At 67.2% G+C, this 26,092-nt stretch carries 16 protein-coding genes and 1 other RNA gene; 10 read left to right on the top strand and 7 right to left on the bottom strand.

Translation table 11 applies throughout. The features are described 5' to 3' along the window. Positions 1–271 precede the first annotated feature (271 nt). From OZ10_RS11310 to OZ10_RS11300, 3 genes are all read left to right on the top strand, one after another. Positions 272–559: a co-chaperone GroES gene (locus tag OZ10_RS11310; RefSeq protein WP_003483210.1), complete on the top strand. Its 288-nt coding sequence runs from the start codon at positions 272–274 to the stop codon at positions 557–559. Between the two features lie 134 nt (positions 560–693). Further along, positions 694–2,334 (top strand): chaperonin GroEL, encoded by a 1,641-nt coding sequence (groL, locus tag OZ10_RS11305; RefSeq protein ID WP_039405128.1) that lies wholly within the window; start codon positions 694–696, stop codon positions 2,332–2,334. Positions 2,335–2,871: 537 nt separating this feature from the next. Beyond that, positions 2,872–5,685, top strand: a complete 2,814-nt coding sequence (locus OZ10_RS11300) for a TonB-dependent receptor plug domain-containing protein (protein ID WP_039405131.1) — start codon at positions 2,872–2,874, stop codon at positions 5,683–5,685. Between the two features lie 87 nt (positions 5,686–5,772). Here the strand turns inward: OZ10_RS11300 and yjjJ are convergent, their stop codons facing one another. Further along, complete coding sequence (yjjJ, locus tag OZ10_RS11295; protein WP_039405135.1) at positions 5,773–7,158, bottom strand: type II toxin-antitoxin system HipA family toxin YjjJ; 1,386 nt, start codon at positions 7,156–7,158, stop codon at positions 5,773–5,775. Between the two features lie 765 nt (positions 7,159–7,923). On the opposite strand from yjjJ, the gene OZ10_RS11290 reads away from it, so the two are divergent. Continuing rightward, on the top strand, positions 7,924–8,997 hold the full coding sequence (locus OZ10_RS11290; protein WP_039405138.1) for a 3-deoxy-7-phosphoheptulonate synthase: 1,074 nt from the start codon (positions 7,924–7,926) through the stop codon (positions 8,995–8,997). 504 nt (positions 8,998–9,501) lie between these two features. On the opposite strand, the gene scpC is transcribed toward OZ10_RS11290, so the two are convergent. Beyond that, positions 9,502–11,016: a succinyl-CoA:acetate CoA-transferase ScpC gene (gene scpC / locus OZ10_RS11285; protein WP_039405141.1), complete on the bottom strand. Its 1,515-nt coding sequence runs from the start codon at positions 11,014–11,016 to the stop codon at positions 9,502–9,504. A gap of 283 nt (positions 11,017–11,299) precedes the next feature. On the opposite strand from scpC, the gene OZ10_RS11280 reads away from it, so the two are divergent. After that, positions 11,300–13,489: a translocation/assembly module TamB domain-containing protein gene (locus OZ10_RS11280; protein WP_039405145.1), complete on the top strand. Its 2,190-nt coding sequence runs from the start codon at positions 11,300–11,302 to the stop codon at positions 13,487–13,489. Between the two features lie 333 nt (positions 13,490–13,822). Beyond that, positions 13,823–16,294 carry a hypothetical protein gene (locus OZ10_RS11275; RefSeq protein WP_039564896.1) on the top strand — a complete coding sequence of 824 codons (2,472 nt, stop codon included), beginning with the start codon at positions 13,823–13,825 and terminating at the stop codon, positions 16,292–16,294. Positions 16,295–16,579: 285 nt separating this feature from the next. Here the strand turns inward: OZ10_RS11275 and OZ10_RS11270 are convergent, their stop codons facing one another. Together OZ10_RS11270 and OZ10_RS11265 are read right to left on the bottom strand one after the other, a co-directional pair. Next, positions 16,580–17,500: an SMP-30/gluconolactonase/LRE family protein gene (locus OZ10_RS11270; RefSeq protein ID WP_039405149.1), complete on the bottom strand. Its 921-nt coding sequence runs from the start codon at positions 17,498–17,500 to the stop codon at positions 16,580–16,582. Then, positions 17,500–18,018 carry a cupin domain-containing protein gene (locus OZ10_RS11265; RefSeq protein WP_039405151.1) on the bottom strand — a complete coding sequence of 173 codons (519 nt, stop codon included), beginning with the start codon at positions 18,016–18,018 and terminating at the stop codon, positions 17,500–17,502. Before OZ10_RS11265 ends, OZ10_RS11270 begins: the two co-directional genes overlap by 1 nt. A gap of 357 nt (positions 18,019–18,375) precedes the next feature. On the opposite strand from OZ10_RS11265, the gene glnE reads away from it, so the two are divergent. Next, positions 18,376–21,201 carry a bifunctional [glutamate--ammonia ligase]-adenylyl-L-tyrosine phosphorylase/[glutamate--ammonia-ligase] adenylyltransferase gene (gene glnE / locus OZ10_RS11260; RefSeq protein WP_039564911.1) on the top strand — a complete coding sequence of 942 codons (2,826 nt, stop codon included), beginning with the start codon at positions 18,376–18,378 and terminating at the stop codon, positions 21,199–21,201. 195 nt (positions 21,202–21,396) lie between these two features. On the opposite strand, the gene OZ10_RS11255 is transcribed toward glnE, so the two are convergent. Together OZ10_RS11255 and OZ10_RS11250 are read right to left on the bottom strand one after the other, a co-directional pair. Further along, entirely contained in the window at positions 21,397–21,954 is a 558-nt protein-coding gene (locus OZ10_RS11255; protein WP_039405153.1) for a VUT family protein, read from the bottom strand. A 302-nt stretch (positions 21,955–22,256) separates the two neighbouring features. Continuing rightward, positions 22,257–23,204, bottom strand: coding sequence for a mitochondrial fission ELM1 family protein (locus OZ10_RS11250; RefSeq protein ID WP_039564893.1), 948 nt, complete (start codon positions 23,202–23,204; stop codon positions 22,257–22,259). A gap of 132 nt (positions 23,205–23,336) precedes the next feature. Here OZ10_RS11250 and OZ10_RS11245 point away from each other — a divergent pair, with 132 nt between their 5' ends. The 3 genes from OZ10_RS11245 to OZ10_RS20635 all read left to right on the top strand — a co-directional run bounded on the left by OZ10_RS11245 (position 23,337) and on the right by OZ10_RS20635 (position 25,129). Then, complete coding sequence (locus OZ10_RS11245) at positions 23,337–23,927, top strand: malonic semialdehyde reductase (protein WP_039405157.1); 591 nt, start codon at positions 23,337–23,339, stop codon at positions 23,925–23,927. 339 nt (positions 23,928–24,266) lie between these two features. Continuing rightward, positions 24,267–24,992, top strand: coding sequence for a YceI family protein (locus OZ10_RS11240; RefSeq protein WP_081419468.1), 726 nt, complete (start codon positions 24,267–24,269; stop codon positions 24,990–24,992). A 61-nt stretch (positions 24,993–25,053) separates the two neighbouring features. After that, a non-coding RNA gene (locus OZ10_RS20635) (sX9 sRNA) lies at positions 25,054–25,129 on the top strand. Positions 25,130–25,662: 533 nt separating this feature from the next. On the opposite strand, the gene OZ10_RS11235 is transcribed toward OZ10_RS20635, so the two are convergent. Then, positions 25,663–26,092, bottom strand: a 430-nt coding sequence (locus OZ10_RS11235; RefSeq protein ID WP_039564892.1) for a siderophore-interacting protein, incomplete at its 5' end; no start/stop codon positions are given.

Raw genomic sequence — 26,092 nt, 5'->3', positions numbered from 1 at the left:
CGGCATTGGTGGCTCTGTCGCTGCTGCCAAACGCGCACGGCCGGGATGCCCCGCGGGCCGTTCGCCGCAGTCGTCCTGGCCCCCGGATGAGACCGGGTGGACGAAAAATTTTTTACGCCCAGCCCTTGAAAGCCGCTCGCCCAGCACAATCTCTGGCCCGCACCCGCTCTGTCGGGTTTTTTCCGCGCGCTGTGCTGGCAGTCGTCATGTGCGAGTGCTAACATCGCCGATAATTTTCAGACCAATCAATCACTTAAGAGGGTCTTTCTCTATGAGCATCAAGCCGCTTCACGACCGCGTTGTAGTCAAGCCGATCGAAGCCGACGAAGTTTCCGCCGGCGGCATCGTGATCCCGGACTCCGCCAAGGAAAAGTCCACCAAGGGTGAAGTCGTCGCCATCGGCGCCGGCAAGCCCCTGGACAACGGCAGCCTGCGCGCGCCGGTGGTCAAGGTTGGCGACAAGGTCATCTACGGCCAGTACGCCGGCAGCAGCTATAAGTCCGAAGGCGTCGAGTACAAGGTGCTGCGCGAAGACGACATTCTGGCCGTCATCGGCTGAAGCCGTTGACGGCGGGATTCGGGAGTCGAGATTCGGGATTGGTCAGTGCGCTTCGCGCAGCTGATCCCGCATCTCCCCGGAACCCGCTCTAGCCAATTCCCAATCCCCAATCTCAAATCCCGGAGTTTCAGACAATGGCTGCTAAAGACATTCGTTTCGGTGAAGACGCACGTACCCGCATGGTCCGTGGCGTCAACGTGCTTGCCAATGCCGTGAAGGCAACCCTCGGCCCGAAGGGCCGCAACGTCGTGCTCGAGAAGAGCTTCGGCGCGCCCACCATCACCAAGGACGGCGTCTCCGTCGCCAAGGAAATCGAACTGGCTGACAAGTTCGAGAACATGGGCGCGCAGATGGTCAAGGAAGTCGCTTCCAAGACCAACGACAACGCCGGCGACGGCACCACCACCGCCACCGTGCTGGCCCAGGCCCTGATCCGCGAAGGCGCCAAGGCCGTGGCCGCCGGCATGAACCCGATGGACCTCAAGCGCGGTATCGACCAGGCCGTCAAGGCCGCCGTCGCCGAGCTGAAGAACATCTCCAAGCCCACCACCGACGACAAGGCGATTGCCCAGGTCGGCACCATCTCGGCCAACTCGGACGAGTCGATCGGCAACATCATTGCCGAAGCGATGCAGAAGGTCGGCAAGGAAGGCGTGATCACCGTTGAAGAAGGCTCGGGCCTGGAAAACGAGCTGGACGTGGTCGAGGGCATGCAGTTCGATCGCGGCTACCTCTCCCCGTACTTCATCAACAACCAGCAGAGCCAGTCGGCCGACCTGGACGACCCGTTCATCCTGCTGCACGACAAGAAGATCTCCAACGTGCGTGACCTGCTGCCCGTGCTGGAAGGCGTGGCCAAGGCCGGCAAGCCGCTGCTGATCGTGGCTGAAGAAGTCGAAGGCGAAGCGCTGGCGACCCTGGTGGTGAACACCATCCGCGGCATCGTCAAGGTCGTGGCCGTCAAGGCACCGGGCTTCGGCGACCGTCGCAAGGCGATGCTGGAAGACATGGCCGTGCTGACCGGCGGTACCGTGATCTCCGAAGAAGTGGGCCTGGCGCTGGAGAAGGCGACCATCAAGGACCTGGGCCGCGCCAAGAAGGTGCAGGTCTCCAAGGAAAACACCACGATCATCGATGGCGCCGGCGATTCGGCCGCGATCGAGTCGCGCGTCGGCCAGATCAAGACCCAGATCGAAGACACCTCGTCCGATTACGACCGCGAGAAGCTGCAGGAGCGCGTGGCCAAGCTGGCCGGTGGCGTTGCAGTGATCAAGGTCGGCGCGTCGACCGAAATCGAAATGAAGGAAAAGAAGGCCCGCGTCGAAGACGCCCTGCACGCCACCCGTGCAGCCGTTGAAGAAGGCGTGGTCCCGGGCGGCGGCGTGGCCCTGGTGCGTGCGCTGGTGGCCGTCGGCAACCTGACCGGTGCCAACGAAGACCAGACCCACGGCATCCAGATCGCCCTGCGCGCCATGGAAGCCCCGCTGCGCGAAATCGTGGCCAATGCCGGCGAAGAGCCGTCCGTGATCCTGAACAAGGTCAAGGAAGGCACCGGCAACTACGGCTACAACGCGGCCAACGGCGAGTTCGGCGACATGGTGCAGTTCGGCATCCTGGACCCGACCAAGGTCACCCGTTCGGCGCTGCAGAACGCAGCCTCGATCGCCGGCCTGATGATCACCACCGAAGCCATGGTGGCCGATGCACCGAAGAAGGACGAGCCGGCGATGCCGGCCGGCGGTGGCATGGGCGGCATGGGCGGCATGGATTTCTGATCCACGCCATTCGGCTGTTGCAGTACAAAAGGACCCCGCCGCAAGGCGGGGTTTTTTGTGTCCGGTCGTGGATGCCACACGAGGCGATCGTCGATTGGTCGTGCCTGGTCCACGCAACCCCATGACCCCGTAGGAGTGCACCCGGGCGCGACGGGGCGTTTACCGGGAACGCCCAGTCGCGCCCGGGTGCGCTCCACGCAGGGTCGACGCGGCCCGCGCAGCCAGATCGCGGCCCCAACCGTGTTCACCATCGCAAAAGCCCGCAGATCGCGACGCCAATCACACTTAAATGACAACCTGTTGACACCGATGTCATCGCAGTTCTAGCGTCGTTGGGCAGGCGTTTGCGCCGAGCGGTCGGGGGGCCATCGGACAAGGGGCAGCGGTGCATGCATCGCTGGCGGACGTCGTTGCAGTGCACTGCCACGCCGGCCACGTCCGGCTTCTCCCGGGGATCTTATGAACTGCCGCAGTCATCGTCTTGCCTTGTCGATTTCCGTGTCCTTAGCGCTGACGGCTGCCGTCGCGCCACCGCTCATGGCCCAGCAAACCGAGCCGGATACACCGCGCGCCACCTCCACCCTGGATGCGGTCAGCGTCACCGGTTCGCGCATCAAGCGCGCGCAGGTCGAGGGCGCCCAGCCGGTGGTCACCATCTCGGCGCAGCAGATCCAGCAGGAAGGGTTTGCCACTGTCTACGACGTGCTCAACAGCATGAATCAGCAAGGCTCGGTGGAAGCCGATACGCAGTGGGGTTCGCACACGCCCAATGCTTCGCCGATCAATCTGCGCGACCTCGGCCCGGGCCGCACCCTGCTGCTGGTCAATGGCCACCGCGTGGCCGATTACCCGCTGCCGTACGGCGGCGAAAGCAACTTTTCCAACTACAGCAATATTCCCTCCGCAGCGGTGGAGCGCATCGACATCCTCACCGGTGGCGCATCGGCCATTTACGGCTCCGACGCGGTGGCCGGCGTGATCAACGTGATCCTCAAGCGCGACTACCAGGGCGACCAGGTGCGCCTGCGCGGCGGCACCGCCACCGAAGGGGGGCGCGACAGTTTCGACGTGTCCTGGGCAGGCGGGCGCACCGGCGAGAACTGGAGCCTGACCTACGCGCTGCAGGCCACCCGGCGCGATCCGTTGAGCGGGCGCGATCGCCCGCAGATGGACGACTCCGACGACATGTCCTATTCCAACTGGACCGGACAGAACCGCCGCTACGGCTTCAACCCGTTCACCGGCCTGAGCCTGGTCGATGCCAATACCAACGAACGCCTGGCGCCACCTGCCGGCACCTGCGCGCGCTTCGGCGGCGAGTTCATCGACGGGCAACGGCTGAGCTACGACCAGAACACCGGGGTGGTCACCAATGCCGGCGATTATTGCGGCGTGGCGCGCGACTACGGCGACTGGGGCCTAGTGACCGGCAGCGAGGATTATTCGGCCTATCTCTACGGCACCTGGAAGTTCGGCGAGGCCACCGAGGCCTGGGCCACGCTCTCGGCCAACCGCAGCATCGGCCGCTGGACCTACGACCCGCCGTACGCCTATCTGGGCCCGTTTCAGGATGCGGCAACCGGTCGCTCATTGAACCTGATCCGTCAGCTCACCCGGCGCGAAGCCGGCGGCTGGGACCGGCTGGCCAACTACAACAAGGAGCAGTCCTGGGATCTGAGCGCCGGTTTGCGCGGCGTGTGGGCCGACCGCTTCGATTGGGAGCTGAGCGTGGGCCGCTCGCGCTACACGGTGGACGAATACGTACGCACCGTGGATACCGCACGTGCCACTGACTATTTCCTCGGCAGCCCCACCGGCACCGCTGCCGATGGCACGCCGATCTATGCGATCAACGAAGCGCGGCTGTATTCGCCGCTGTCGTCGAACCAGTACGACGACCTGGTGGCCAAGTCGCACAACTCGGCGTATTCGTGGGTCAATCAAGCCAGTTTCAGCTTGAGCGGCGATGTGGTGCAGGGCTGGGCCGGGCCAATCCGCTTTGCCACCGTGGCCGAAGTCGCCAAGCAGGGCTATCAACTTTCGCCGGACCCATGCGCCAACGAGTGCTACCCGGTGGACGTGGTGGACAGCGGCGGCGGCGAACGCATGCGCAGCTCGGCCGGGCTGGAATTTCAGATTCCATTACTTTCCACATTGAGCGCGAATGTGGCCGGCCGCTACGACCGCTACGGCAACTACCGCTCGTCTGCCGCGATTCCGACCGATGTCGGTACGCAAAGCGACACCACCTGGAGCGCGGGCCTGGAATGGCGGCCAGTGGAGAGCCTGCTGGTACGCAGCACCGTGGCCACCAGCTTCCGCGCACCGGACATGCACTACGTGCTCGGCGAACCCAGTTCCACCAATCAAACGGTGATCGACCAGTACCGCTGCATTTCCTCCGGCGCCTACCTCACCGGCGGCTGCAACGACGAGAACAACAACATCTTCTACACCGTGGATGTGAACCGTCGCGGCACCCCGGATCTGCGCTCGGAAACCGGCCGCTCGTTCACCGGTGGCGTGGTGTGGGACATCGCACAAGGGCTGTCGTTGAGCGTGGATTACTACCGCATCCAGCTGGAGGAAATGATCAAGGACCTGGATCGCGATGAGATCCTGTCGGCCGAAGCCGGCTGCCGCACCGGCACCACCATCAGCGGTGGCGCCTGGAATAATCCGGGCGGCGCGGGCTACTGCGACACCATCACCTCGCGGGTGACGCGCAATGCCGACGGCACCTTGGCCAGCATCGAGCGTGGCCCGATCAACCTGGCGCAGATGGAGACCTCCGGCATCGATGCCGCGTTGAAATACCGCCTGGCCACTGCAGGCTGGGGCAACTTCCAGCTGTCGCTGGATTACAACAACCTGATTGCCTACCGCGAGCAGATCTACCGCACCGACAGCGACGAGAACCGCCGCGACGAGCGCGTGCGCAGCCGTGTGCGCGGCAGCGTGCATTGGGACAACGGCGGCGCCTGGGACTGGACGGTGTACTTCCGCCGCCTCGGCTCGATGCGCGCCGTGAACTGGGGCACCTGCGCCCGCTTCGACGACGGCTATCAACCCAGCGCCTCCGACGAGTGCCTGGTGACCGATACCGCCAACGTGCATCTGGGCGAAACCAGCAAACGCTACTTTGGCCGCGTGGGCCCGGCGATCTACTGGAACCTGAGCACCGGCTACAAGATCACCGACCACGCCAAGGTCAATTTCTACGTCAACAACGTGTTCAACGAAGTGGGCTACGAAAACAAGGAGCGCTTCTACGGCTACGGCTTCTACAACACCACCCTGTTCAACCCCATCGGCCGCGAAGTGGCGGCGGAGTACGTGTTTACGTTTTGAGTGAGGTTTGCCGCGTGGCACGCCACGGCCTCGTTGCCGTGGCGTGCAGCGGTGTGTTGCGGTGGCACGCTTGGCGCAAACGCGTCATCAGGCAAGACGCGCCGCGGTGCGGCGCAGGCTCGCCAAGGCGCGCGTGGCGATGTCATGCATCTGATCGCTCAAGGCGTCGTCGTCGATGCAGCGCTGCCAGAACTGTTCGGCCATCTCTGCGGCGCGCCGCCACTGCGCAAACTGCCCGACCGTGGGCGCCGGAATCTCGATGTCCCTGGGCACGATTTCGCCACTGGATGCCGGCCGCAGCACCATCGGCAACATGTCGTACACCGGCGCAAGCCGCAACGGCAGCGTGTCGGCAAGGATCAGCGCGGCGTTGCCCAGATGCATGTCGGTGTTGCCGATGAGCGCGCCGAACCAGCTGATCACCTCCAGGTGCTCGGCATCTTCCGGACCCAGCCAACCATCGCGCTTGAGCATCGGCGCGAGCGCGCGCCAGGTGCCGAGCTCCGACTGCCCATAGAACGCGGCGTAGATCGCCATCAACGAAACAAAACCGCGTCGGCCCAACGTCGGTGTGCGATCGAAGCGTGTGGATTCGAGAAAGACGCGCTCGCCTGCCTGCAGCCGCTGCGTCGTTGCCGCAGCAATGCCACCGGCAAGCAGCACCTGGCTGGCCAGGTGCTCCATCTGCAGCAGGTCCGCCCAGCGCCGCCCGGCCGGCTGATCGATGCGGTCGGAAAACTTCACGATGACCGGGCGGAACACGCCATTCTCGCGCAGCACCGCAGTGAACTTCGGCTGCTCGCCTGCAGCGGACGAGCCGACGTCTTCACCACGCAGCGCGGCATCGGCCTGCTCAAGATAGGCCTGCGGGCGCGCGTGGATGTCGATGTCATCAGGCTGGTCGATCGACGACAGTGCGCGCGCCAGCGCCTGCTCGCCCACGAGCAGGTCGCCGAGCTGGTCGTGACCATCGGACAGCAGTGCGATGAGCGCGTCACTGGGCGACCACAGCGTGAGATTTTCGGGCAGCCGCAATGGCCCGGCGATGCGATGTGCCAGGTTGCGCCCAAGAAATCCCTGCGGGCGTTGGTCATCCAGAAACCAGGGCAGCGACGCGAACTCGCCCAGATGCAGCGGCGGATGCAGGAGCACGGGGTTGTCCTGCAGCAGCTCCACGAAGAAGTGGTCGCGATGGAGCGCATGCAGCTGGCCCAACGCCACCACGCGGGCATGGCTGTCGATGCGGTAGAGCGGCCAGGCGCGCTGACCGCGCACCTCGCCCGCGGCGATGTAACTGGTGGCGCGTGCGCTGCCGTAGCGCCGCACCGCCGTTCCTGCAGCGGCAACCAGACGCGAAAGGGTTGCCTTGCTCACCCCCAACCGCGCCGCGAGTTCGGCGCCGCGCAGCGGGCCGTCGATGCGCAGCGTGGTGACCAGGCGTTCTACGGCATCGGGCTGTGGCATGCGGATCAGCGATGAAACGATTGATGAAACGATACATTAGGACGGATGGCGCTGCAAATAACTGACTTATATTGATAATTTGAAATTTAGGGGGAAGATGGTGCATTACAAATGAAACGATACGTTCGGTGCTCCTGAGCTGGCCTCGGGGGCCGGACCGCAACGCCTGCACGGCGCTGGACAGCGCCAGAAACGCCAGGTGAGTCACGCGCATGCAGCGGCGAAAACGGCGAGACCGGTGTGCGTCTCTGCTTGCCGCAGGGAGCTGATCTGGAACGTCGCGGGGGCTGCCGTGCGTCGGCGCAGCCTGACTTCATCGCGTCCGGTTTGAGTAGGTGCACCTCCATCCCGGCGCAACGATTGCATTGCGCCGGGCACGCAGCACACCAGCGCATGACACGGCTGCTCCGCGGAAGGCACGACCGCCGCACCCTCGATCGGTTTGCGCCACGCGGCCCTGACCAGCACGTTGGCGCCATGCGTCCGCCCCTCTGTTGCGCCAGCTGTCGATTGCGTCGGCGCGCCCGTCCGTTGCCGATGAAACAGTGGCAACGCGCAAAAGTGCGTGGTATCAATGCATCCCATGAACGCACCCCGCAGCCCGTTTTATTTTTGGTACTACGGTTTTCCGATGCCGCTGGCGGAGGAAGGAGTGCGCTCACCCTGAAGGACACTTCAGCAGCATTCCCGAAAAGCCGCCAGCGCACACTGGCGGCTTTTTTGTTGCCGCAACGCCTGGCTCCCCGATGCAACACCGCCCAACGAGACACTGTTATGCCGCCTGTGACCGATGACCTGCGTATCCGCAAGATCGAAGCCCTTGCACCGCCTTCGCAGCTGCTGTCGCTGCTGCCATGCGACGAGCGCGCCTCCGACACCGTGACCAACTCGCGTGCCGCGCTGCACGAGATCCTGCACGGGCGCGACGACCGCCTCGCGGTGGTGATCGGGCCATGCTCGATCCACGACCCGGTGGCGGCCATGGAGTACGCGCAGCGCCTGCGCCCGTTACGCGACCAGTTCGGCGATGCGCTGGAGATCGTGATGCGGGTGTACTTCGAGAAGCCACGCACCACCATCGGCTGGAAAGGGCTGATCAACGACCCGGAGATGGACGGCAGCTTCCAGATCAACAAGGGGTTACGGGTGGCGCGCGGATTGCTGCGCGATATCAACAACCTCGGCCTGCCGGCGGGTGTGGAATTTCTGGACATCATTTCGCCGCAATACATCGCCGACCTGGTGGCCTGGGGCGCGATCGGCGCACGCACCACCGAGAGCCAGGTGCATCGCGAAATGGCCTCCGGGCTCTCGTGCCCGGTGGGCTTCAAGAACGGCACCGGCGGCGACGTCAAGATTGCGGTGGACGCCGTGGGCGCGGCCTCGCATCCGCATCATTTCCTGGCGGTGACCAAGGACGGCCACACCGCGGTGGCGGCAACGGCGGGCAATCCGGACTGCCACGTGATCCTGCGTGGCGGCAAGGTGCCCAACTTCGATGCGGCAAGCGTGGATGCGGCCAGCCAGGTGCTCAACAAGTCGGGGTTGCCGGCGCGGCTGATGATCGATGCCAGCCACGCCAACAGCGGCAAGAATCCGGACAACCAGCCCAAGGTGGTCGACGACATCGCGCTGCAGCTGGAAGGTGGCGAGACGCGCATCGTCGGGGTGATGGTGGAGAGCCACCTGGTTGGCGGCCGCCAGGAGCTGGTCCCCGGCTGCGCACTGACCTACGGCCAGAGCATCACCGACGGCTGCCTGGGCTGGGACGCATCGGTGCAGGTGCTCGAACGCCTGGCAACGGCAGTGCGCGCACGCCGCGCAAGGCGGATTGCCGAGGCTGCGTGAGCCGGGTGCTGGCGACGGGCCGATGCTGATGGAGTGCGCTGCCGCCGAACGACGTGGCGGGGTTACCCCTCTAATCCCGTGCGACCAGACCCGACAAAAAAACGCCGGGCCGGCGCAGGAAGCCGGCCCGGTGTGGTGAACGACACCACCCACTGGTGACCCGTCGCTGCGGCAGCCAGGAGCCAGAGCGCCGTTCTGCACCGCCAGCGAGCGGGTGCAGCTGTTATCGCCCACGCGCGTGGCCTGCGAATGTCGCTGCGTAGCGCAGACGGACATGAAGTGTCGAAAGCGCTGACCGGCCGCAACGACACCACCGCAGGCAATGGCGCCCAGGCAGGCGTCAGACCGCCGCCCGCATTCGTCGCGCGGGCCGCGGCCGTGGCGCTGTTCGCTGCCCAGACCAACGACTGCAGCGCACGTCGAGGCGGCCGCATCGATCTCCGTGGCGAACAGGCTCTGGCCCCACGGCACTGCGCGTTATCTCGTCTACCGACGTGCAACCTCTCAGCCCAGCATGTCGCCGCTGTCCAGCCAGCGCTGGTGCCACGCCAATGCCTCGGGCAACAGGTGCGGGGTGTGCTTGCCGTAGCTGTCGCGGTTGGCGCGTGCCACATAGTCTTCCAATGCATCGCGATAGCGCGGGTGCACGCAGTGATCGAGCAGCTGGCGCGCGCGTTGCTTGGGGGTCAGGCCGCGCAGGTCGGCCAGGCCCTGCTCGGTGACGATCACCGAGACATCGTGCTCGGTGTGATCGACATGGCTGACCATCGGCACGATCGATGAAATGCTGCCGGCCTTGGCGATGCTGGGGCTCAGGAAGATCGACAGAAATCCATTGCGCGCAAAATCGCCCGAACCGCCAATGCCGTTCATGATGCGGCTGCCCATCACGTGGGTGGAATTGACGTTGCCGTACAGGTCGGCCTCGATCATGCCGTTCATGCCGATGCAGCCGAGCCGGCGCACCAGCTCCGGATGGTTGGAAATCTCCTGCGTGCGCATGACGATGCGCTGCCGGTAGAACGCGATATTGCGCTTGAACTCTTCGTTGCCTTCCGGGCTGAGCGCAAAGCCGGTGCAGGAGGCATACCGCAGCACGCCATCGCGCAGCAGCGCGAGCATGCCGTCCTGGATCACCTCGGTGAACGCTTCCAGATCGCGGAAGCCGCTGCGTGCAAGCCCCGCCAGCACCGCGTTGGGGATATTGCCCACGCCCGACTGCAGCGGCAGCAGGTTGGCCGGCAGCCGGCCCTTGCGCACTTCATGGCGCAAAAACGCGATCAGGTGCTCGGCAATGCGTTCGCTGTTGTCGTCGACCGCGGCAAACGGGCTGTTACGGTCAGGCCCATGCGTGCGCACCACCGCCACGATCTTGGCCGGGTCGCAGCGCAGGCTCGGCTCGCCGATGCGGTCGTCGCCATGCAGCAGCGGGATCGGTTTGCGCTGCGGCGGCAGGGCGGTGCCGTAGTAGATGTCGTGCATGCCGTCCAGGCCGGCCGGCTGCCAATCGTTGACCTCGACGATGACCTTGCTGGCCAGGTCCAGCCAGGTCTTGTTGTTGCCGATCGAGGTGGACGGCACCAGGCTGCCATCAGCGCGGATGCCCGACACTTCCACCACCGCGGTGTCGATCTGCCCGTAAAAACCGAACCACACGTGCTGGGCCACGTGGCTGAGATGGATGTCGATGTAATCCAGCGTGCCGGCGTTGATGCGCTGGCGAGCGTCCGGGTCGGACTGGAATGGCATGCGCATGGCGATGCCATCGGCCTTGGCCAACGCGCCGTCGAGCTCGGGCGCGGTGGAGGCGCCGGTCATCAACTTGATCTGGAACGGTTGGCCCTGCAGGTGCGCCGCCTCGATGCGCTGCGCCAGCGCCATCGGCACGGCCTTGGGATAGCCGGAGCCGGTGAAACCGCTCATGGCCACGGTTTCGCCAGGCTGGATCAGCGCGGCGGCCGCGTCGGCAGACACCAGTCGGTCGCGCAGTGGCGCGTACAGGATGCGTTCGTCGGACATAGGGCAGGCACGGCGGCAACAGGGGGAGCGCGATTATCGCCGCTGCAGGCAGCGGCCGGGGTGCGACCTTGGTGCAATGGCCAAGCGCATGGCGCAGTCCCCGTAATCGCTTCAGGAGGGGGAGTGCCGGCGAGCGCGACCGCTGTCGGCGCCTGGCGCCGCTCGCTGCGGAGCATCCATCCGCTGCGCCGCTCACCCCGCCGGCACGCGTCGCGTCCAGTGTTCACGCTTCGCCGCCGGCCCAACCGCGATAGTGGCGACAGATTCCTGCCTGCCTGCGCCCATGCCCTCTGTTCGCGATCGCTTCCAGCGCTGGCCCCGGCCGTGGCGTGTTGCAGTGTGCGTGTTGCTGGTGCTTTACGCGCTGTATCTGCTGGCCGGTAACGTGTTTCTCAACACGCCGTTGTTCGATGCCACCACCAACCGGCAGCCGCACAAGTTCACCATGCAGACCGGCCCGGCGCTGACGCTGTTTCCGGGCCAGGTGATGGCCTGGAACGTGCGCATGCGCGGGCAGGCCAATCGCACCGTGTACGTCTTCCACGCCGACCGCGCACATGCGCGCGTGGCGCTGCTGCCGCTGTTCCGGCGCGAGGTGCGTCTGCCGTGGCTGCACGCCACCGGCCTGAGCGCCGAGGTGGAGACCGCCGACACGCCCATCCCGCCGCCGCCGCGCGGCGATACCGGCTGGACGCTGCGCTTCGATGCGATCACCAGCAACAGCATCCGCAGTGCGCGCCTGGGCAAGCTACTGATCGCCGGCAACGGCCACGGCACGGTCGGCTTCCTGAAGCAACTCAAGGGCGGGCCGTCGGAGCTGTTTCCGTCCGAGGCGGGCTTCCGCGATGCGGTGGTCAGCTACGACGGTGTGCAGGTGTTCAACGGTGCCGAGGTGGACGCGCAGTTCCAGTTTCCGCGCCACTACCGCGACCAGGCGCCGGGCCTGCGCAAGCTCGGGATCACCCACGCACGCCTGCAGTTGAAGGCCGCGACGGTGGCGCTGAAGATCGATACCGGTGCGCCGCACGTGGATATCCGCAGCGGGCCGTCTGCTGCGCGCGTGGAGGCCGACATCACCCTGGACCGCGGTGCCCTGCAGCCGGGCAGCCACGCGGTGTGGCGGCTGCCGTTGCTGGCCGGTGTCGGTGCCACCGACCGCGGCATGCTGGCATTGCAGCTGGATGTGGCGCGCGACATCCGCGTGCAGGCACGGCTGCCGCGCGACGACACGACCGGTAGCGAACTGCAGGCCGATCTACGGATCGCCGGGCGCAGCATTCCGTTCGAGCAACCCGCGCAGGTGTTGCCGCGTCTGTCGGGGCAGGTGCGCGGGCGCTGGAAGTTCGAATCCTTGAACTGGATCGCCGAGCTGTTCGTGCGCAAGCCGTGGTTTCAGCTGCAAGGCGGTGGTCTGGTCGAAGCGGATCTGCGTCTTGCGCAGGGCCGGCTGACCAGTGGCAGCACCCTGGACATCCCGCGTGTCGAGGCCGTGGCGCAGGTGTTCGATACGCGCCTGGCAGGCATCGCCAAGGCGCACGGGCGCATCGACGATGCCGCCACGCCGCAGGCGCATCTGGACGTCAGCATTCCCACGTTCAAGGCGGCGCCGCGCGACGCGCCGAAACAGATCTTGCTGGATGGCCGCGATCTGCAGCTGGCGATGCATGGCGATGCCGAACTGGCCCGCTTGAGTGAGACGCTCAAGGCGCAGCTGCGTTTCAGCGATGCGCGTGTGCCCGACCTGACCGTCTACAACCGCTATCTGCCCGGCAACAACGTGCGCCTGCTCGGTGGCAGCGGCAGCCTGACCGGCGATGTGGCGCTCAATGCATCTGGCGACGTTGGCAACGGGCATGCGAATCTGCGGGGGCAGGGCGCGCATCTGGCAGTGGCTGGCGTGCAGATGCGTGGCGATGCGCAGTTGCAGGCAAGGCTGCAACGCGCCGATTTCAAGAACAAGTTCTTCGACCTCAGCGGTACGCGGGTACGCCTGCGCAATATGCGCGTGGGCGACGATGGTGGCGATGCCAACTGGTGGGGCGAACTGCAGGTCGGTGCCGGCACCATCCAGGCCGAGGCACCGTTCCAGGTGGACGCCGATGCGGCCATTCGCATGCGCGATATCGCCCCGTTGCTCTCAGTGTTCGCGCAGCGCGCAGACTACCCGCGCTGGGTGCTGGGCTTGCTGGATTCGGGCGAACTGGATGCCACCGGGCGCGTGCGCTGGCGCAAGCAGCAACTGACGGTGGACGACCTTCATGCGGAAAACGCGCGTCTGTCCTTGCGGGCACGGCTGGCGCTGGAGGATGACCAGCGCCGCGGCGATCTGTATCTGCGCTGGGGCGTGCTGGGTGCCGGCATCGAGCTCGATGGCAAGCAGCGGCAATGGCATCTGGCCGGCGCACGCGAGTGGTACGACAAGCAGCCCGGCTTGTTGCCACCAGTGTCCAAGCGCACGTCAGGCACGCGCTGACAAGCGCGGTGAGCGCCGTCGGGTAAGCCACGCTGCAGTGATGCAGAAGGGTGCGCGGATGCATGGTGTTGGGTCGCGGGATGGCGCCCGGCACCCTGCAGGCGCTGGTCGGCCGACGATGGATCCGGACGTTCTGCGCGCCGTTGCAAGGCGTGCCCGCTGACAGTCGCACCTGCTGGTACATCCAGCACATCGAGCATCGGCACACCCAGCACATCACGCGCATGAGGCGCACCACGCACATAAGGCGCACGAGGCGGTTGCGCGCCGTGCTCACGGCCGGCTTGGCACACTGCGCGGCGCCGCGTGCGCGGTCTTCAGGAGCCTGCCGTCATGACGATGCCCGTCCGCGCCCGTTGGCGCGCAGCGCCCGCCGCATTGCGCTGGCCGATCCTGGTGGTCATCGCGTTGTATGCCAGCTACCTGGTGCTCGGCAATCTGCTGCTCAACACGCCGCTCGGCCCGGCAGCGCTCAATCGCACGCCGGACAAGTTCGCGATGCACTGGGGGCCCGCAGTCACCTGGTGGCCGGGGCGGCTCGTGCTCTGGGACGTGGCGCTGCACGGCCAGTCCACGCGCAACCGCTGGGATGTCAGCGCCCGACGCATGAGCGGGCAGGTCCGTCTGCTGCCGCTGCTGAGACGGCAATTGCTGGTGCCACACCTGCAGGTGCAAGGTGTGCGTGCCGGCCTGCAGGCGACGACCGCCGTTCCGGATGCAGCCAGTGCCACGCGGCCGGCCGCGCCGTCGCAGGCGCAGCAGGCAGGCAGGGCGCAAGGCCCCAGATCAGGCCCTGCCGTGGCGGGCACCGCTGAGCCTGGCGCCCTGGCCGCAACCGCAACAACCGCTTCGTCGCACGCGACTGCGAGCCCGTCGCACGCTGCAGAGCCATCAGCAAGCGCGACGCCGGTCGCGACATCGGCATCGGCCAAGGCGCCAGCAGCAACTGCATCAGCACCACCAACACCCACCACCTCAGCCAGCAGTTCGCCAGCCGTCACCCAAGGGGCCAGGCCTGCCTGGACCCTGCAATTCGACCGCATCGAGGCGCAGCAGGTGCACGCGCTGTCGCTGCGGCAATTGCAGATCGAGGGCGATGGCCAGTTGCAGCTTGGCCTGTTCAAGCAATTGCGCGGCGGGCCGCTGGAAGTGTTTCCGTCGCGCGCTGCGTTCGACAAGGCGCAGGTGCGCTGGGCCGAGACCGAAGTGCTGCGCAATGGTCAGCTGCGGCTCGAAGCCAGCGTTGCGCGGCATGCAGCCGATCAGGCGCGCGGGCTTGCGCTGTTGCAACTGACAGACGCATTGGTGGCCGTGCATGGCGACACTGCGGCGCTGGATGTCACGCGCACGGCACAGGGCCGCCACACGGTTGCCACGCGCCCCGGCAAGGGACGTGCCGATGGCGAACTACGCTGGACACGCGGCGCATTGCAGCCGGGTAGCCAGCTGCATTGGCGGGCGCCATTGCACGACAGCACGCGCACTCCGGCAGCAGTGCTGGGCGAGCTGGCTGCGCAGCTGCAGGTGGACGACAACATGCGTCTGAGCATCCGGATGCCCGAGCCGGCCGATGCCGGGCTCACGCTGGATGCGGACCTGCGCGTGCAGGGCCGCCAATTGCCCTTGCAATCCATGCGTAGCCTGCTGCCGCGCACCTCCGGGCATGCGCGGCTGCATTGGCAGCTGGCCTCGCTCAGCTGGATCCCTGCGCTGTTTCCCGATGTGGACTGGCTCATGCTGGAAGGCGATGGCCTGGTGGATGCGGATTTGCGCATCGCGCGTGGCCAGCTCGGTGCCGGTAGCCGCCTGCAGGTGCCGCATGTGCGCGCGCATGTCGGGGTGATGGGGCATGCGATCGACGGGCAAGCCAGTGCCGATCTGCGTGTGGACGCCGATGCAAACGGTCAACTGCTGCCTGCACTCGCGTTGCAGATGCAGCAGTTTTCAATTGCTCATGGCGAGTCACCAGCGCGCCCGTTCGTGCAAGGGCGCGATCTGCGTCTGGACCTGCAGACGCGCGCCGACGTCCGCAACCTGACGACCCTGCGCGATGCCACGCGTGCGCACCTGACCTTTGCCAATGCGCGCGTGCCGGACCTGCGTGCCTACAACCGCTATCTGCCGCAGCAGCAATTGCGTTTCGACGGCGGCAGCGGCGTGCTCAGCGGCGATCTGCAGATCGAGCCGGGTGGCCGCATCGGCAAGGGCGGCCTGCGCATCGGCGCGCGTGCGGCGCGCCTGCAGTTTGCCGGGCTGGCGCTGCGTGGCGATGTGGATGCCGACCTGCGCCTGCAACGCGGCGATCTGCGTGCGGAGCAATTCAGTCTCGATGCCAGCACCATCCAGTTGCGCAATGTCGGATTCACCGGCCCCGATGGACAACGGCGCGATGGCTGGTGGGCGCGCATCGCGTTGGAGAACACGCGCATGCAATGGCGGCAGCCGATCGGCGTGGATGGACGCGTGCGCATCCAGGTGCGCGATCTGGCGTTTCTAATGGCGCTGTACGCACGCGATCACTCGATCCCGAACTGGATGTTGCGCCTGGTGGATGCTGGGCAGGCACAAGTGACTGCCCGTGCGCAGTGGCAAGGCGAGGCCGTGGTGATCGATCGCTTGCAGGCACGCAACGATCGCTTCCAGGTGGATGCGCGTTTGCGCCTGCAGGGCAGCCAGCGCAGCGGCAGCCTGCTCGCGCGCTGGGGTGTGTTGAGTGCGGCAGTGGGGCTGCGCAACGACACGCCGGAATGGCATCTGCTGCGCGCCCCGCAGTGGTATCAGGCCCAGCCCGATCTGCTGCGGTGACCGCCGCGGCGCCATCACCGCGTGAAGGAATTCCTGCTAGTTCTGTACTGTCTGGTGTTGTTTTGCAGTGCAGCGTGCAAGTCGGATTCGGGGCGCGCACTATGATCCTGCATCCCGACGTGGGGGAGGGAGCAAAGCCCGCTGGCAGTTCGCTGCAAGCGGGCTTTTTTATTGCCTGAACGTGCCGGGTCAAGCGCTGACCCGCGGGTGGCCAACCCGGCAAGCCCTCGCGACGCCACAAGGGGCTGCGGCCCGCGCGCAGTGCAATCGCCAGACGTGCATGGCTTATTGCGGCAGCTCCAGTAACCACAGCGCGCTGCCGCCGGTAATGAATAGCCGCCGCTGTTCCAGATCGAACGTGCAATTGGAGGCCGTTGCCGGCGTCGGCACCAGGCCGAGCCATTGCCCATCGCGGTCGAAGATGCACACGCCGGCGCCGGAGCTGCTCCATAGCCAACCGTGGCGGTCCACGTAGAAGCCGTCCGCCAGGCCGTCTGGCACCACCGCAAACCGACGCTGGTTGTGCAGTGCGCCATCGTGCCAGTCGAAGGCGGTGATCTCCGGCTCGCCCGGGCCGCCTTCGGGGGTCTGAGAGACATACAGCACGCGTTCGTCGGGCGAGAACGCCAGCCCGTTGGGGTGGTCCAGCGTGGTCATGCATTGCAATGCGCCGCCATCGGGCGGCAGCCGGTAGACGCCGTGATGGTCCAGTTCCTGCGGGGCCGGGCAGCCCTGGCTGGGCTTGCGCAGGCCGAAGGGTGGGTCGGTGAACCAGATCGCGCCATCGCGCGCCACGATCAGATCGTTCGGCGAATTGAGCCGCTTGCCTTCGAAGCGGCTCACCAGCACGTGCGCCTGGCCGTCGCCGTCGCTGCGGGTGATGGCGCGGCGCCCGTGTTCGCAATGCACCAGCCGTTGCTGCGTATCCACGGCATTGCCGTTGGTGAACGCGGTCGCATCCAGCAGCACATCCACCGCGCCGTCCTCGCGCCAGCCCAGCACGCGGCGGCCGACCACATCGCTCCATACCAGGATGCGCTGGGCCTGCCACCAGGCCGGCCCCTCGCTCCAGGTGGCCTGGTCGTAGAGGGTCTGCAGCCGCGAGTCACCCAGCCGCCCAGCTAGGGCTGCGTGCTGTGTGGTGGGTGGCGGGCAATCGGCTGGCTGGGCGGGGCCGGGTGCGCGAACGCGGCAGTAGCTATCCATCAACGTGGCGCCGGATGACCGAACGGATGCGCAGTGGCGGCCCCGGGCGATTGCGCAAATTGCACCAGCATCTGCAGGCAAGGCTCATCGCCCAGTTGACCGGAGCGGTGGCCACGCTGATCGGTGGTGCCCTGATCCTGGCCGAAGTGGATGTCGCCAGGCCCCATTTCCACCCATGTGCCGTCGCCGGTTTCGATAAACCAGCGGCCGCGCAGGGGGATCACCCATTGCGGGTGCGGGCTCTCGTGCCAGTCGCCCACCCAGCCCACCGGCAGCACCGCAAACTGGATGCCGAGCACCTCGCCCGGGAACGGCCGCAGCCATTGTGGCGCCGCTCCGCCGCCCACGCTTTTGCTGCCGAAGCCGGGCAACTGCGAGGGATTGAGGCGGCTGTTGCCATCCGGACCGGTCCACAGATGCAGGAACGGCAAGCTGGGCGGCAGTGCGGGATCGTTGCCGTCGGTATCGAGCGGGATCTGCGAGGGCAGCAATGCGGCGGGCAGCAAGGTGGGGGACATTGGCAATGCCTCATGCGAAAACCGCAGTGCAGCATGGCCCTTGTCAGGGTTCCGTAAGGGAGATGTTCAAGGCCGCAGACGTCGTCACATGCGGGGCCTTGCGGGTGCCGCATCAATGTTCGGTGCGGCAGGTGGCGGCTGCGACATTGCTGACGCCTTGCCTGGCAAGGCTCGCGTGGGGAGGCGCATGCGCGGGACGCGTTGTGTGGTCTCGGGTCGCGCATGGAGTGAGGTGCCCACGTCCAGGTGCCCACGTGTGCTCGTCTGCCGTGGCAGCACTGCTGCGCAGTGCAACGACGCAGACGCATGCGGTGGCATCGACATGCCGGCATCGCACAGGAATGCCAGAATCCGTGCATGTCATCGCCTCCCACATCCCCATCTGCCGCACTCGCCGCCTTGATCGAGCGGACTGTCGCGCGTGTCCGTCATGCACTGCCTGCCGATCAGCCGTGGCCTGGTGGCGATGTCGATCGACACCTGGAGCAGGTCGCGCTCGCCAGCGAGTTTGCGCTGGAGACGCTGGCGCGCCAGCCGGCGCTGCTGCAGTACCTGATCCAGGCCGATCCGCCGCCGCTGCCGGTGCCGGTGCTCGACCCGGCGCAGCCGCAGGCCTGGCCTGTGCAGTTGCGGCGCTACCGCGCGGCAGAATCCACGCGCCTGGTGTGGCGCGATGTGCTGGGCCTGGACAGCGTGGATGCCACGCTGGCCGGCGCGACCCGGCTGGCCGAAAACTGCCTGCAATGCGGCCTGCGGGCGTTGCAGCAGCAATTCGACGCCCGCCATGGCCAGGTCATTGCCGCGGACGGCAGCGTGCAGCGGCTGGTGGTGTTCGGGCTGGGCAAGCTGGGCGGTGGCGAGCTGAATTTTTCCTCGGACGTGGACCTGGTCTACGCCTATCCGCAGGGCGGCCAATCCGATGGCGCGCGCCCATTGGCGGCAGAAGAATATTTCGCGCGGTTGGGGCAGCAGCTGGCCAAGTTGCTCGACGAAACCACGGCCGATGGTTTCAGCCATCGGGTGGATCTGCGCCTGCGTCCGTTCGGCACTGCCGGCCGCGTGGCGTTGCCGTTCACCGGCATGGACCAGTATTTCCAGCGCGAAGGCCGCGATTGGGAACGCTACGCCTGGCTCAAGGCGCGCGCGGTGGCCGGCGATATCGACGCCGGTGAAGCCTGGCTGGAAACGCTGCGGCCGTTCGTCTACCGGCGCTATCTGGATTTCACCGCGCTGGATGGCCTGCGCGAGATGAAGGCGGCAATCACCGCCGAGGTGGCACGGCACGACCGGCTGGACGACATCAAGCGCGGGCCCGGTGGCATCCGCGAGATCGAGTTCCTCGCCCAATCGCTGCAGCTGATCCGCGCCGGCCGCGAGCCGGCCCTGCGCGAGCGGCGCTTGTTGCCCGCGCTGCAGGCGCTGATCGCCGCCGGCCAGATCGAAGCCGACAACGGCGCCGCACTCACCGCGGCCTACCGCTTCTTGCGCCGGCTGGAAAACCGCCTGCAGATGCTGCGCGATGCACAGACCCACGCCTTGCCGCAGGCGGAGATGGATCGCGAACGCATCGCGCTGGGCCTGGGGTATGCCGACTGGCCCGCCCTGCTGGACGCGCTGGCCCCGCACCGCCGGCGTGTGGCCGCCGAATTTGCCGAGTTGCTGGCGCCACGCGTGCGGGCCACCGCGCCGGACGCGCTGGCCGACTACTGGCGCGCGCTGCCCGATGGCGATGCAACGCCGCTGCTGGGCATTGGCCTGCACGACCCGGGTACCGCGCATCAGGTGCTGGGCGATTTTGCGCAGTCGGCCGGTGTGCACGCACTGTCGGACACGGCGCGGGCGCGGCTGGATCGCGTGGTGCCGGCACTGCTGCACGCCGCCACGCGGGCCAGCCAACCCGATGCCGCCGTGCGCCGCATGCTGGGCCTGTTGCAGGCCACCTTGCGCCGCACCAGCTATCTGGCCTTGCTGGACGAGCAGCCCAGCGCGCTGGCCCGGCTGGTCGATGTGCTCTCGCGCAGCGCCTTGCTGGCCGAGCGGCTGGCGGCGCACCCGTTGTTGCTGGACGAGTTGCTGGATACGCGCATCGGCGGCCCGTTGCCGGATCGCGCGGCCCTGCAGGCTGCCTGCGTGGAGACCTTGCAGATCGCAGACACCGAGGCGGCCTTGCGCGAGCTCAACGAGCGCCGGCTTGCGCTGAGTTTCCGGATCGCCCTGGCCACGCTCGACGGCCGCCAGCACGCGGTGCAGAGCACCCGGCAACTGGCCTGGCTGGCCGAGGCCGTGGTGCAGGTGGTGCTGCAGCTGGCACGCACCGAGCTGGTTGCCGCGCATGGACAGGTGCCGGGCGGCCTGTTCGCCATCATTGGCTACGGCAGCCTGGGCGGGCTGGAGCTGGGGTTCGGTTCGGATCTGGATCTGGTGTTTCTCTACGACCACCCGCGCACGGTGGACAGCTCCGACGGCAAGCGGCCGCTGGATGCGGCGCGCTGGTTCGCCCGTCTGGCGCAGAAGGTGATGGCCTTGCTCGGCGCCGAAACCGGTGCCGGCCGCCTCTACGACATCGATGTGCGGCTGCGTCCGGACGGTGGCCAGGGCGCGCTGGTGTCGTCGCTGGCCAGCTACCGCGAGTACCAGCGCGAGCGCGCCTGGACCTGGGAGCATCAGGCGCTGGTGCGTGCCCGCGCGGTTGCCGGCGATGCCGCGCTGTGCGAGGCCTTTGCGCAGGTGCGCCACGACACGCTGACCCGCACACGCGACCCCGCGCTGCTGCACGACGACGTGCGCAAGATGCGCACGCGCATGCGCGCCGAACTCGATCGCAGCGATGCCGGCCGGCTGGATCTCAAGCAAGGTGCCGGCGGCCTGGTGGACCTGGAATTCGTGCTGCAGGCCGGCGTGCTGGGGCAGGCCGCGCAGCATGGGCCGTTGCTGGCATGTTGCGATACGCCTGGCGTGATCGATGCGCTGGTGCAGGCGCAGTGGTTGCCCGTCGAGATGGCGCAGCCGCTGCATGAGGCGCATGCCGCGCTGGTGGAGGCCGGGCTGGCGTGCACACTGGACCGGCGTCCACGGTTGATCGCACCGACACCGGCCATCCAGCAGGCGCGCAGCGTCATCTTCAACGCAGCGCGTGCACAGGGGCTGGCATTTCCGGCCGGCAAGGACGCGGCCACGCTCTAGCGGGGCCGCGGGTGCCGGCTGTCCGCAGCCGCCGGTCGTGCATGCCAGGCCGATGCCGCCGGTGCGCGCAGGCGAGGCAACGGCGCAGGTCAGGCGGTGCACTCGGCGCGTCCGGTTGCGCACCGGTCTGCGGGAGGCGGGCAGGGGCGGTGGGTGGTTGCCTGGCGCGCCTCGGTAGCGACAGCGCACCGCGCTTCAGACAGGGCGGCGTGGTGCGCTCCGCCACAGCAACGCGCGAAACGGCCCGAGCAGAAACACGCCCATGCCCAGCTTCACCGCCAGATCGCCGGCCGCCCAGCTCACCCACGGCAGCGCCGCACCGGCGAAGGCGATGCTCCAGAAGATTGCGGTATCCAGCGTGGCGCTGCAGGTGGTGGCCACGATCGGCGCACGCCACCAGCTGCCATTGCGCAGGCGGTCGAACACGGTGATGTCGAGCAGCTGGGCGGCGATGAAGGCGGTGCACGAGGCCGCCGCAATGCGCGGCGTCGCCAGCCACACCGACAGCACCACCGCCAGTGCAAAGCCGCACCACGCCACCGTGCGTGCCGCACGCGGTCCGAAGCGACGGTTGATCAGGTTGCTGACCAGAAACGCCAATGGATACGAAAACGCACCCCAGGTCAGCCAATCGTTGATCGGGTGCTGCACCAGGACGTTGGACAACAGCACCACCGCCCCCATTGCCAGCACCGCCCAGGTCAAGGCACGGGCGGTGAGCGGAGCAAACAGCGGGGCGGGGGCAGCGGACATGACGGCAGGGCAGAGGCGTTACGCGGATTATCCGCGGGTCGGTGGCAGTGGGCCAGTACACAAGGCCGCAGCAACTCACCGGCGCGCGCCGTGGCGAGGGCGCGGTTCGCCGTGCCATCGCTGCCCGATGGCGGCGCGAAGCAGCCGACCGACCACGATGGCACGTGCACGCAACCCGGACGCGATCGCCAACGTGCATGTAGCAGATCGGCCGCCGCACATCGGTCGGCGTGCTCACCAATGCGCCGTTGCGCGGCGGTGGCGTGCACATCAAGTGTCGTGTGCCACCGTCGGGCGCGTGGTCATGCCGACAGGCGCGCGCGCACCTGCAGGGCGATGCGCTCGGTTTCGCGCACTGGAGTGATATCGACAGCGGGCGCGAGCACTTCATCGGCTGCCTGCAAGCGCTGGCGTTGCCGCAAGGTCTGCAGGTAGCTGCCTACGCGCCCGCTCGCGCGCGCGCCAAACGCGGCCGCCACCGGCACGCGTGTGGCGCAGGCTTCGGAGAGCAGGTTGACCGAGTCGGCAGTGGCGATCAGCGCATCGGCCCAGCCCAGCAGGCCGGCATACGGATTGGGCCCGTCGCGCGCGTCGCACCACAGCAGGTGCGGCAGGCCGGCGCAGGCCGCACGCAGCGGAGCGAGGGCCGCGGGCGGGGTGCGCCGGGAAACGGTGACCAGCAGGCTGCCGCCGGCCGCGTGCAGCTGGTCGCGCAGCGCCGCGCACAGCGCCGCTAGGTCCTGTACGGTCCAGGGCACCTGGGCGGTCGGGCCGCCGATCAGCAGCGCCAGGCGCGGGCCGGGCAGGGCGCCCAGCTCCGGGAAGGTGGCCCGCCCGGCGGCCAGCCAGGCATCGTCCACCGGGTGCAGGCTGCCCAGCAGGGTCAGCACGTTGGCGCCGCGCAACCCATCGTGCTCGGGCACGATCAGCAGGTCCCAGTGGCGCGGGTTCAGGCGAGGGTCCAGGATCTGCACGCTGCGGCTGCCGCGTGCACGCAGCAACCGCGTGGCCAGCGCGGCCTGACGCCCGCAGCCGATCGCCAGGGCCGGTGGGTGCTGCAGCTGCTGCGCAAATGCAGCGCCGAAGGCGGCCCGTGCTCCGGGTAACCGGCGCGGCGCCGCCCAGCGCCAGGGCGCCTGTGCGTGCAGATGCATCGGCTGGAAGGCGCCAGGCTGCAGTGCCCGCGCCAGCGCTTCGGCCTGGCGCGCATTGCCGGCGCGGCCGTCGCTCAGCGCCCAGGTCAGCCTCATCGTTTCAGATCCGACATAGATTTGTTTCAGATTGAACCCGTGTGACGGCAATCGCACCACTCTACACTGCGGGTCTTCACACTGACGCCGATGCCGCCCGGCCTGGCGCCTTTCCCCTCTTCTGGAGTGCTCATGTCCGACTCGCTCAACGCCGCCGCACTGGACCAGCTGTTCCGTACCGCCCGCACGCAAAACGCGTTTGCCGACACGCCGGTCAGCCAGGACGTGCTGCGCGAGCTCTATGAGCTGGTGAAGTGGGGCCCGACTGCCGCCAACAGCTCGCCGGCGCGGTTCGTGTTCGTGACCAGCGCCGAAGGCAAGGCCAAGCTCAAGCCGGCCCTGTCCGAGGGCAACGCGGCCAAGACCCTGGCCGCACCGGTGACGGTGATCGTGGCGCACGATGAGGATTTCCACGAGAAGCTGCCGTACCTGTTTCCGCATGCCGATGCCAAGAGCTGGTTCGACGGCCCGCGTGAGGGCCGCGCCGAGTCCGCATTCCGCAACAGCTCGCTGCAGGGTGCGTATCTGATCCTGGCCGCGCGCGCGCTGGGGCTGGATGCCGGCCCGATGTCCGGCTTCGACAATGCCAAGGTCGATGCGGCGTTCTTTGCCGGCACGCCGATCAAGTCCAATTTCCTGGTCAATCTCGGCTACGGCGATCCGGCCGGGCTGTTCCCGCGGTCGCCGCGCCTGAGCTTCGACGAAGCCGCGCGCTTCGAGTGAGCGTGGCAGCGCAGTGCGGCCTGTGATGCAACATCGGCGCTGCATGCGGGCTGCCGGTGATCGCATGCACGGGGTGTGTGCTTTTGAAGCGTGAGTGCTGCGTTGTTTTTCCTGCGTGTGGAATGTTGTGATCAGCACGTGCGCTCGTGTCCGCGTGAGCGCAGTCGGTGCCGGCAGGCGGTCAGGTCGTGCGGTCAACTCGCTATCGAGCCTGCCGCACATCCGCGCTGATCACCGCATGCAAGAAGTGTGTGTCGTCCAGTTTCCTGCAGTCCTCGTCCGTCTGCGTTTTGCCCCATCCGCGTTGATCCAACGCGTCTCTCATCACATGGAGTTCCAATGAAGATCACCCACAAGCTGTTGCTGCCGCTCGCCCTCACCGTGGCCATCGCCGCCTGCTCCAAGCCGGCCGACAACACCGCCGCACCGGCGGCCGACGCCCCGGCCGCGACCACTGCACCGGCGGATGCCGCTGCTGCCCCGGCCGCTGACGCGGCCGCTTCGACCGCCCCGGCCGTGCAGGTCGCCTCCGGCACCTACACCCTGGACCCGAGCCACACCGACGTGATTGCGCAATGGAGCCACTTCGGCTTCTCCAACCCGAGCGCGCATTTCGGCAATGTCGACGGCACCCTGGTGTACGACGCAGCCGACGTGACCAAGTCCACCGTGCAGGTCACCCTGCCGCTGTCGGGCTTGAACAGCTTTACCGCCAAGTTCGACGAGCACCTGAAGAGCGGTGACTTCTTCGACGCGGCCAAGTTCCCGACCGCCACCTTCAAGAGCACCAAGGTCGAAGCGGCCGGCACCAACAAGCTGACCGTTACTGGCGATCTGACCATCAAGGACCAGACCAAGCCGGTCGTGCTGGACGTCACCCTCAACGGTGCCGGCGAGCACCCGATGAAGAAGGTGCCGGCAGCCGGTTTCGATGCCACCACCACCATCAAGCGCAGCGACTTCGGCGTGGGCCAGTACGCCCCGAACGTCAGCGACGAAGTAAAGATCCGCATCACCACCGAAGCGCTGCAGGCCAAGGCCGGCGACGCCGCTACCGCGAAGTAAGAGCAGCTAGCAAAACTGCTGCGCGGCCGCCAGGCGGGCGCGGTCGGTGCTCGGAATCCTCATGTACCACTCGTACATTGCGGTTCCTCCGCGCCGCCCGCACCCGCCTGACGGCCGCTCGCTACGTGTTGTTAGCCGTTCCGAGACCCGCGCAGATCGCGGCATCGGTGCGCGCAGCCGCCCGATGCCGCAATCCAAAAGCCCGCCAATCGGCGGGCTTTTGCTTGTGCATGCAAACGCGTTGCCACTCCGGGCGCGCGCTTGCGTAGGTGCGGACCTGGCCGCGACCGCGTTACCGAACCGACACCCTCTCCGACAACGCGCGACCATTTCGGGCAAGCCCCGTCGCGCCCAGGTGCGCTCCTACGCGAGGATGCTGCACCCCATCCGTGGCAGCGAGCACGCCAGCCCACGTAGGAGCGGACCTGGCCGCGACCGCGTTACCGACACACTCTCCGACAAGGTGCGGCAATTTTGGGCAAGCCCCGTCGCGCGCCCGGGTGCGCTCCTACGCGAGGATGCTGCACCCCATCCGTGGCAGCGAGCACGCCAGCCTACGTAGGAGCGGACCTGGCCGCGACCGCGTTGCCGACGAACCCGGCACAAGGCACGCGATCTCAATAAAATTCGCTCGCGCGCCAGCGCGTCCCAACAAGAAGCGCGTGTTGCATCATTCCTCTGCGGAATGTGCCTTCCAGTAGCCCTTCGCGCGAATCCATTCCTTGTCCACGCCCAGGTGTTCCTCGATGAACTTGCGCATTGCACGGGCGCGCATGGACTCGGTGCCGATCCAGTAGAACGTGTCGCCGTCGTGCGGCTCGTAGTCGCGCAGGCTATCTTCCAGCAAGGTGCTGCTGGCTGCATCGAAGCCGTTACGCTCCAGCCAGTACACATCGACATCGGCCGCACTCAGCAACGCCTGCCGCTCGGCGGCATCGGCCACTTCGATGAATACCTCTGCCTGCAGGTCGGCCGGCATCGCCTCCAGCCAGCGGCCGATTGCCGGCAATGCGGTTTCATCGCCGATCAATACATAACGATCGAAGTCATCGGCCACCAGGAACGAGCCGCGTGGGCCGCCAATGCGCAGTTCGTCGCCT

Source organism: Xanthomonas cannabis pv. cannabis (assembly GCF_000802365.1).
GTDB lineage: Bacteria > Pseudomonadota > Gammaproteobacteria > Xanthomonadales > Xanthomonadaceae > Xanthomonas > Xanthomonas cannabis.
The sequence above is the reverse complement of the archived record's forward strand: the minus strand, read 5'-3'. Positions and strand labels throughout refer to the sequence as shown.

Bases quoted from the DNA above. Each gene is read 5' to 3' on its own strand.
- glnE (WP_039564911.1), top strand. From the start codon at position 18,376: ATGTCATCGCCTCCCACATCCCCATCTGCCGCACTCGCCGCCTTGATC.
- OZ10_RS11245 (WP_039405157.1), top strand. From the start codon at position 23,337: ATGTCCGACTCGCTCAACGCCGCCGCACTGGACCAGCTGTTCCGTACC.
- OZ10_RS11300 (WP_039405131.1), top strand. From the start codon at position 2,872: ATGGCCCAGCAAACCGAGCCGGATACACCGCGCGCCACCTCCACCCTG.
- OZ10_RS11255 (WP_039405153.1), bottom strand. From the start codon at position 21,954: ATGTCCGCTGCCCCCGCCCCGCTGTTTGCTCCGCTCACCGCCCGTGCC.
- OZ10_RS11275 (WP_039564896.1), top strand. From the start codon at position 13,823: ATGACGATGCCCGTCCGCGCCCGTTGGCGCGCAGCGCCCGCCGCATTG.
- groL (WP_039405128.1), top strand. From the start codon at position 694: ATGGCTGCTAAAGACATTCGTTTCGGTGAAGACGCACGTACCCGCATG.
- OZ10_RS11240 (WP_081419468.1), top strand. From the start codon at position 24,267: ATGAAGATCACCCACAAGCTGTTGCTGCCGCTCGCCCTCACCGTGGCC.
- OZ10_RS11290 (WP_039405138.1), top strand. From the start codon at position 7,924: ATGCCGCCTGTGACCGATGACCTGCGTATCCGCAAGATCGAAGCCCTT.
- scpC (WP_039405141.1), bottom strand. From the start codon at position 11,016: ATGTCCGACGAACGCATCCTGTACGCGCCACTGCGCGACCGACTGGTG.
- OZ10_RS11310 (WP_003483210.1), top strand. From the start codon at position 272: ATGAGCATCAAGCCGCTTCACGACCGCGTTGTAGTCAAGCCGATCGAA.
- OZ10_RS11280 (WP_039405145.1), top strand. From the start codon at position 11,300: ATGCCCTCTGTTCGCGATCGCTTCCAGCGCTGGCCCCGGCCGTGGCGT.
- OZ10_RS11265 (WP_039405151.1), bottom strand. From the start codon at position 18,018: ATGTCCCCCACCTTGCTGCCCGCCGCATTGCTGCCCTCGCAGATCCCG.
- OZ10_RS11270 (WP_039405149.1), bottom strand. From the start codon at position 17,500: ATGGATAGCTACTGCCGCGTTCGCGCACCCGGCCCCGCCCAGCCAGCC.
- OZ10_RS11250 (WP_039564893.1), bottom strand. From the start codon at position 23,204: ATGAGGCTGACCTGGGCGCTGAGCGACGGCCGCGCCGGCAATGCGCGC.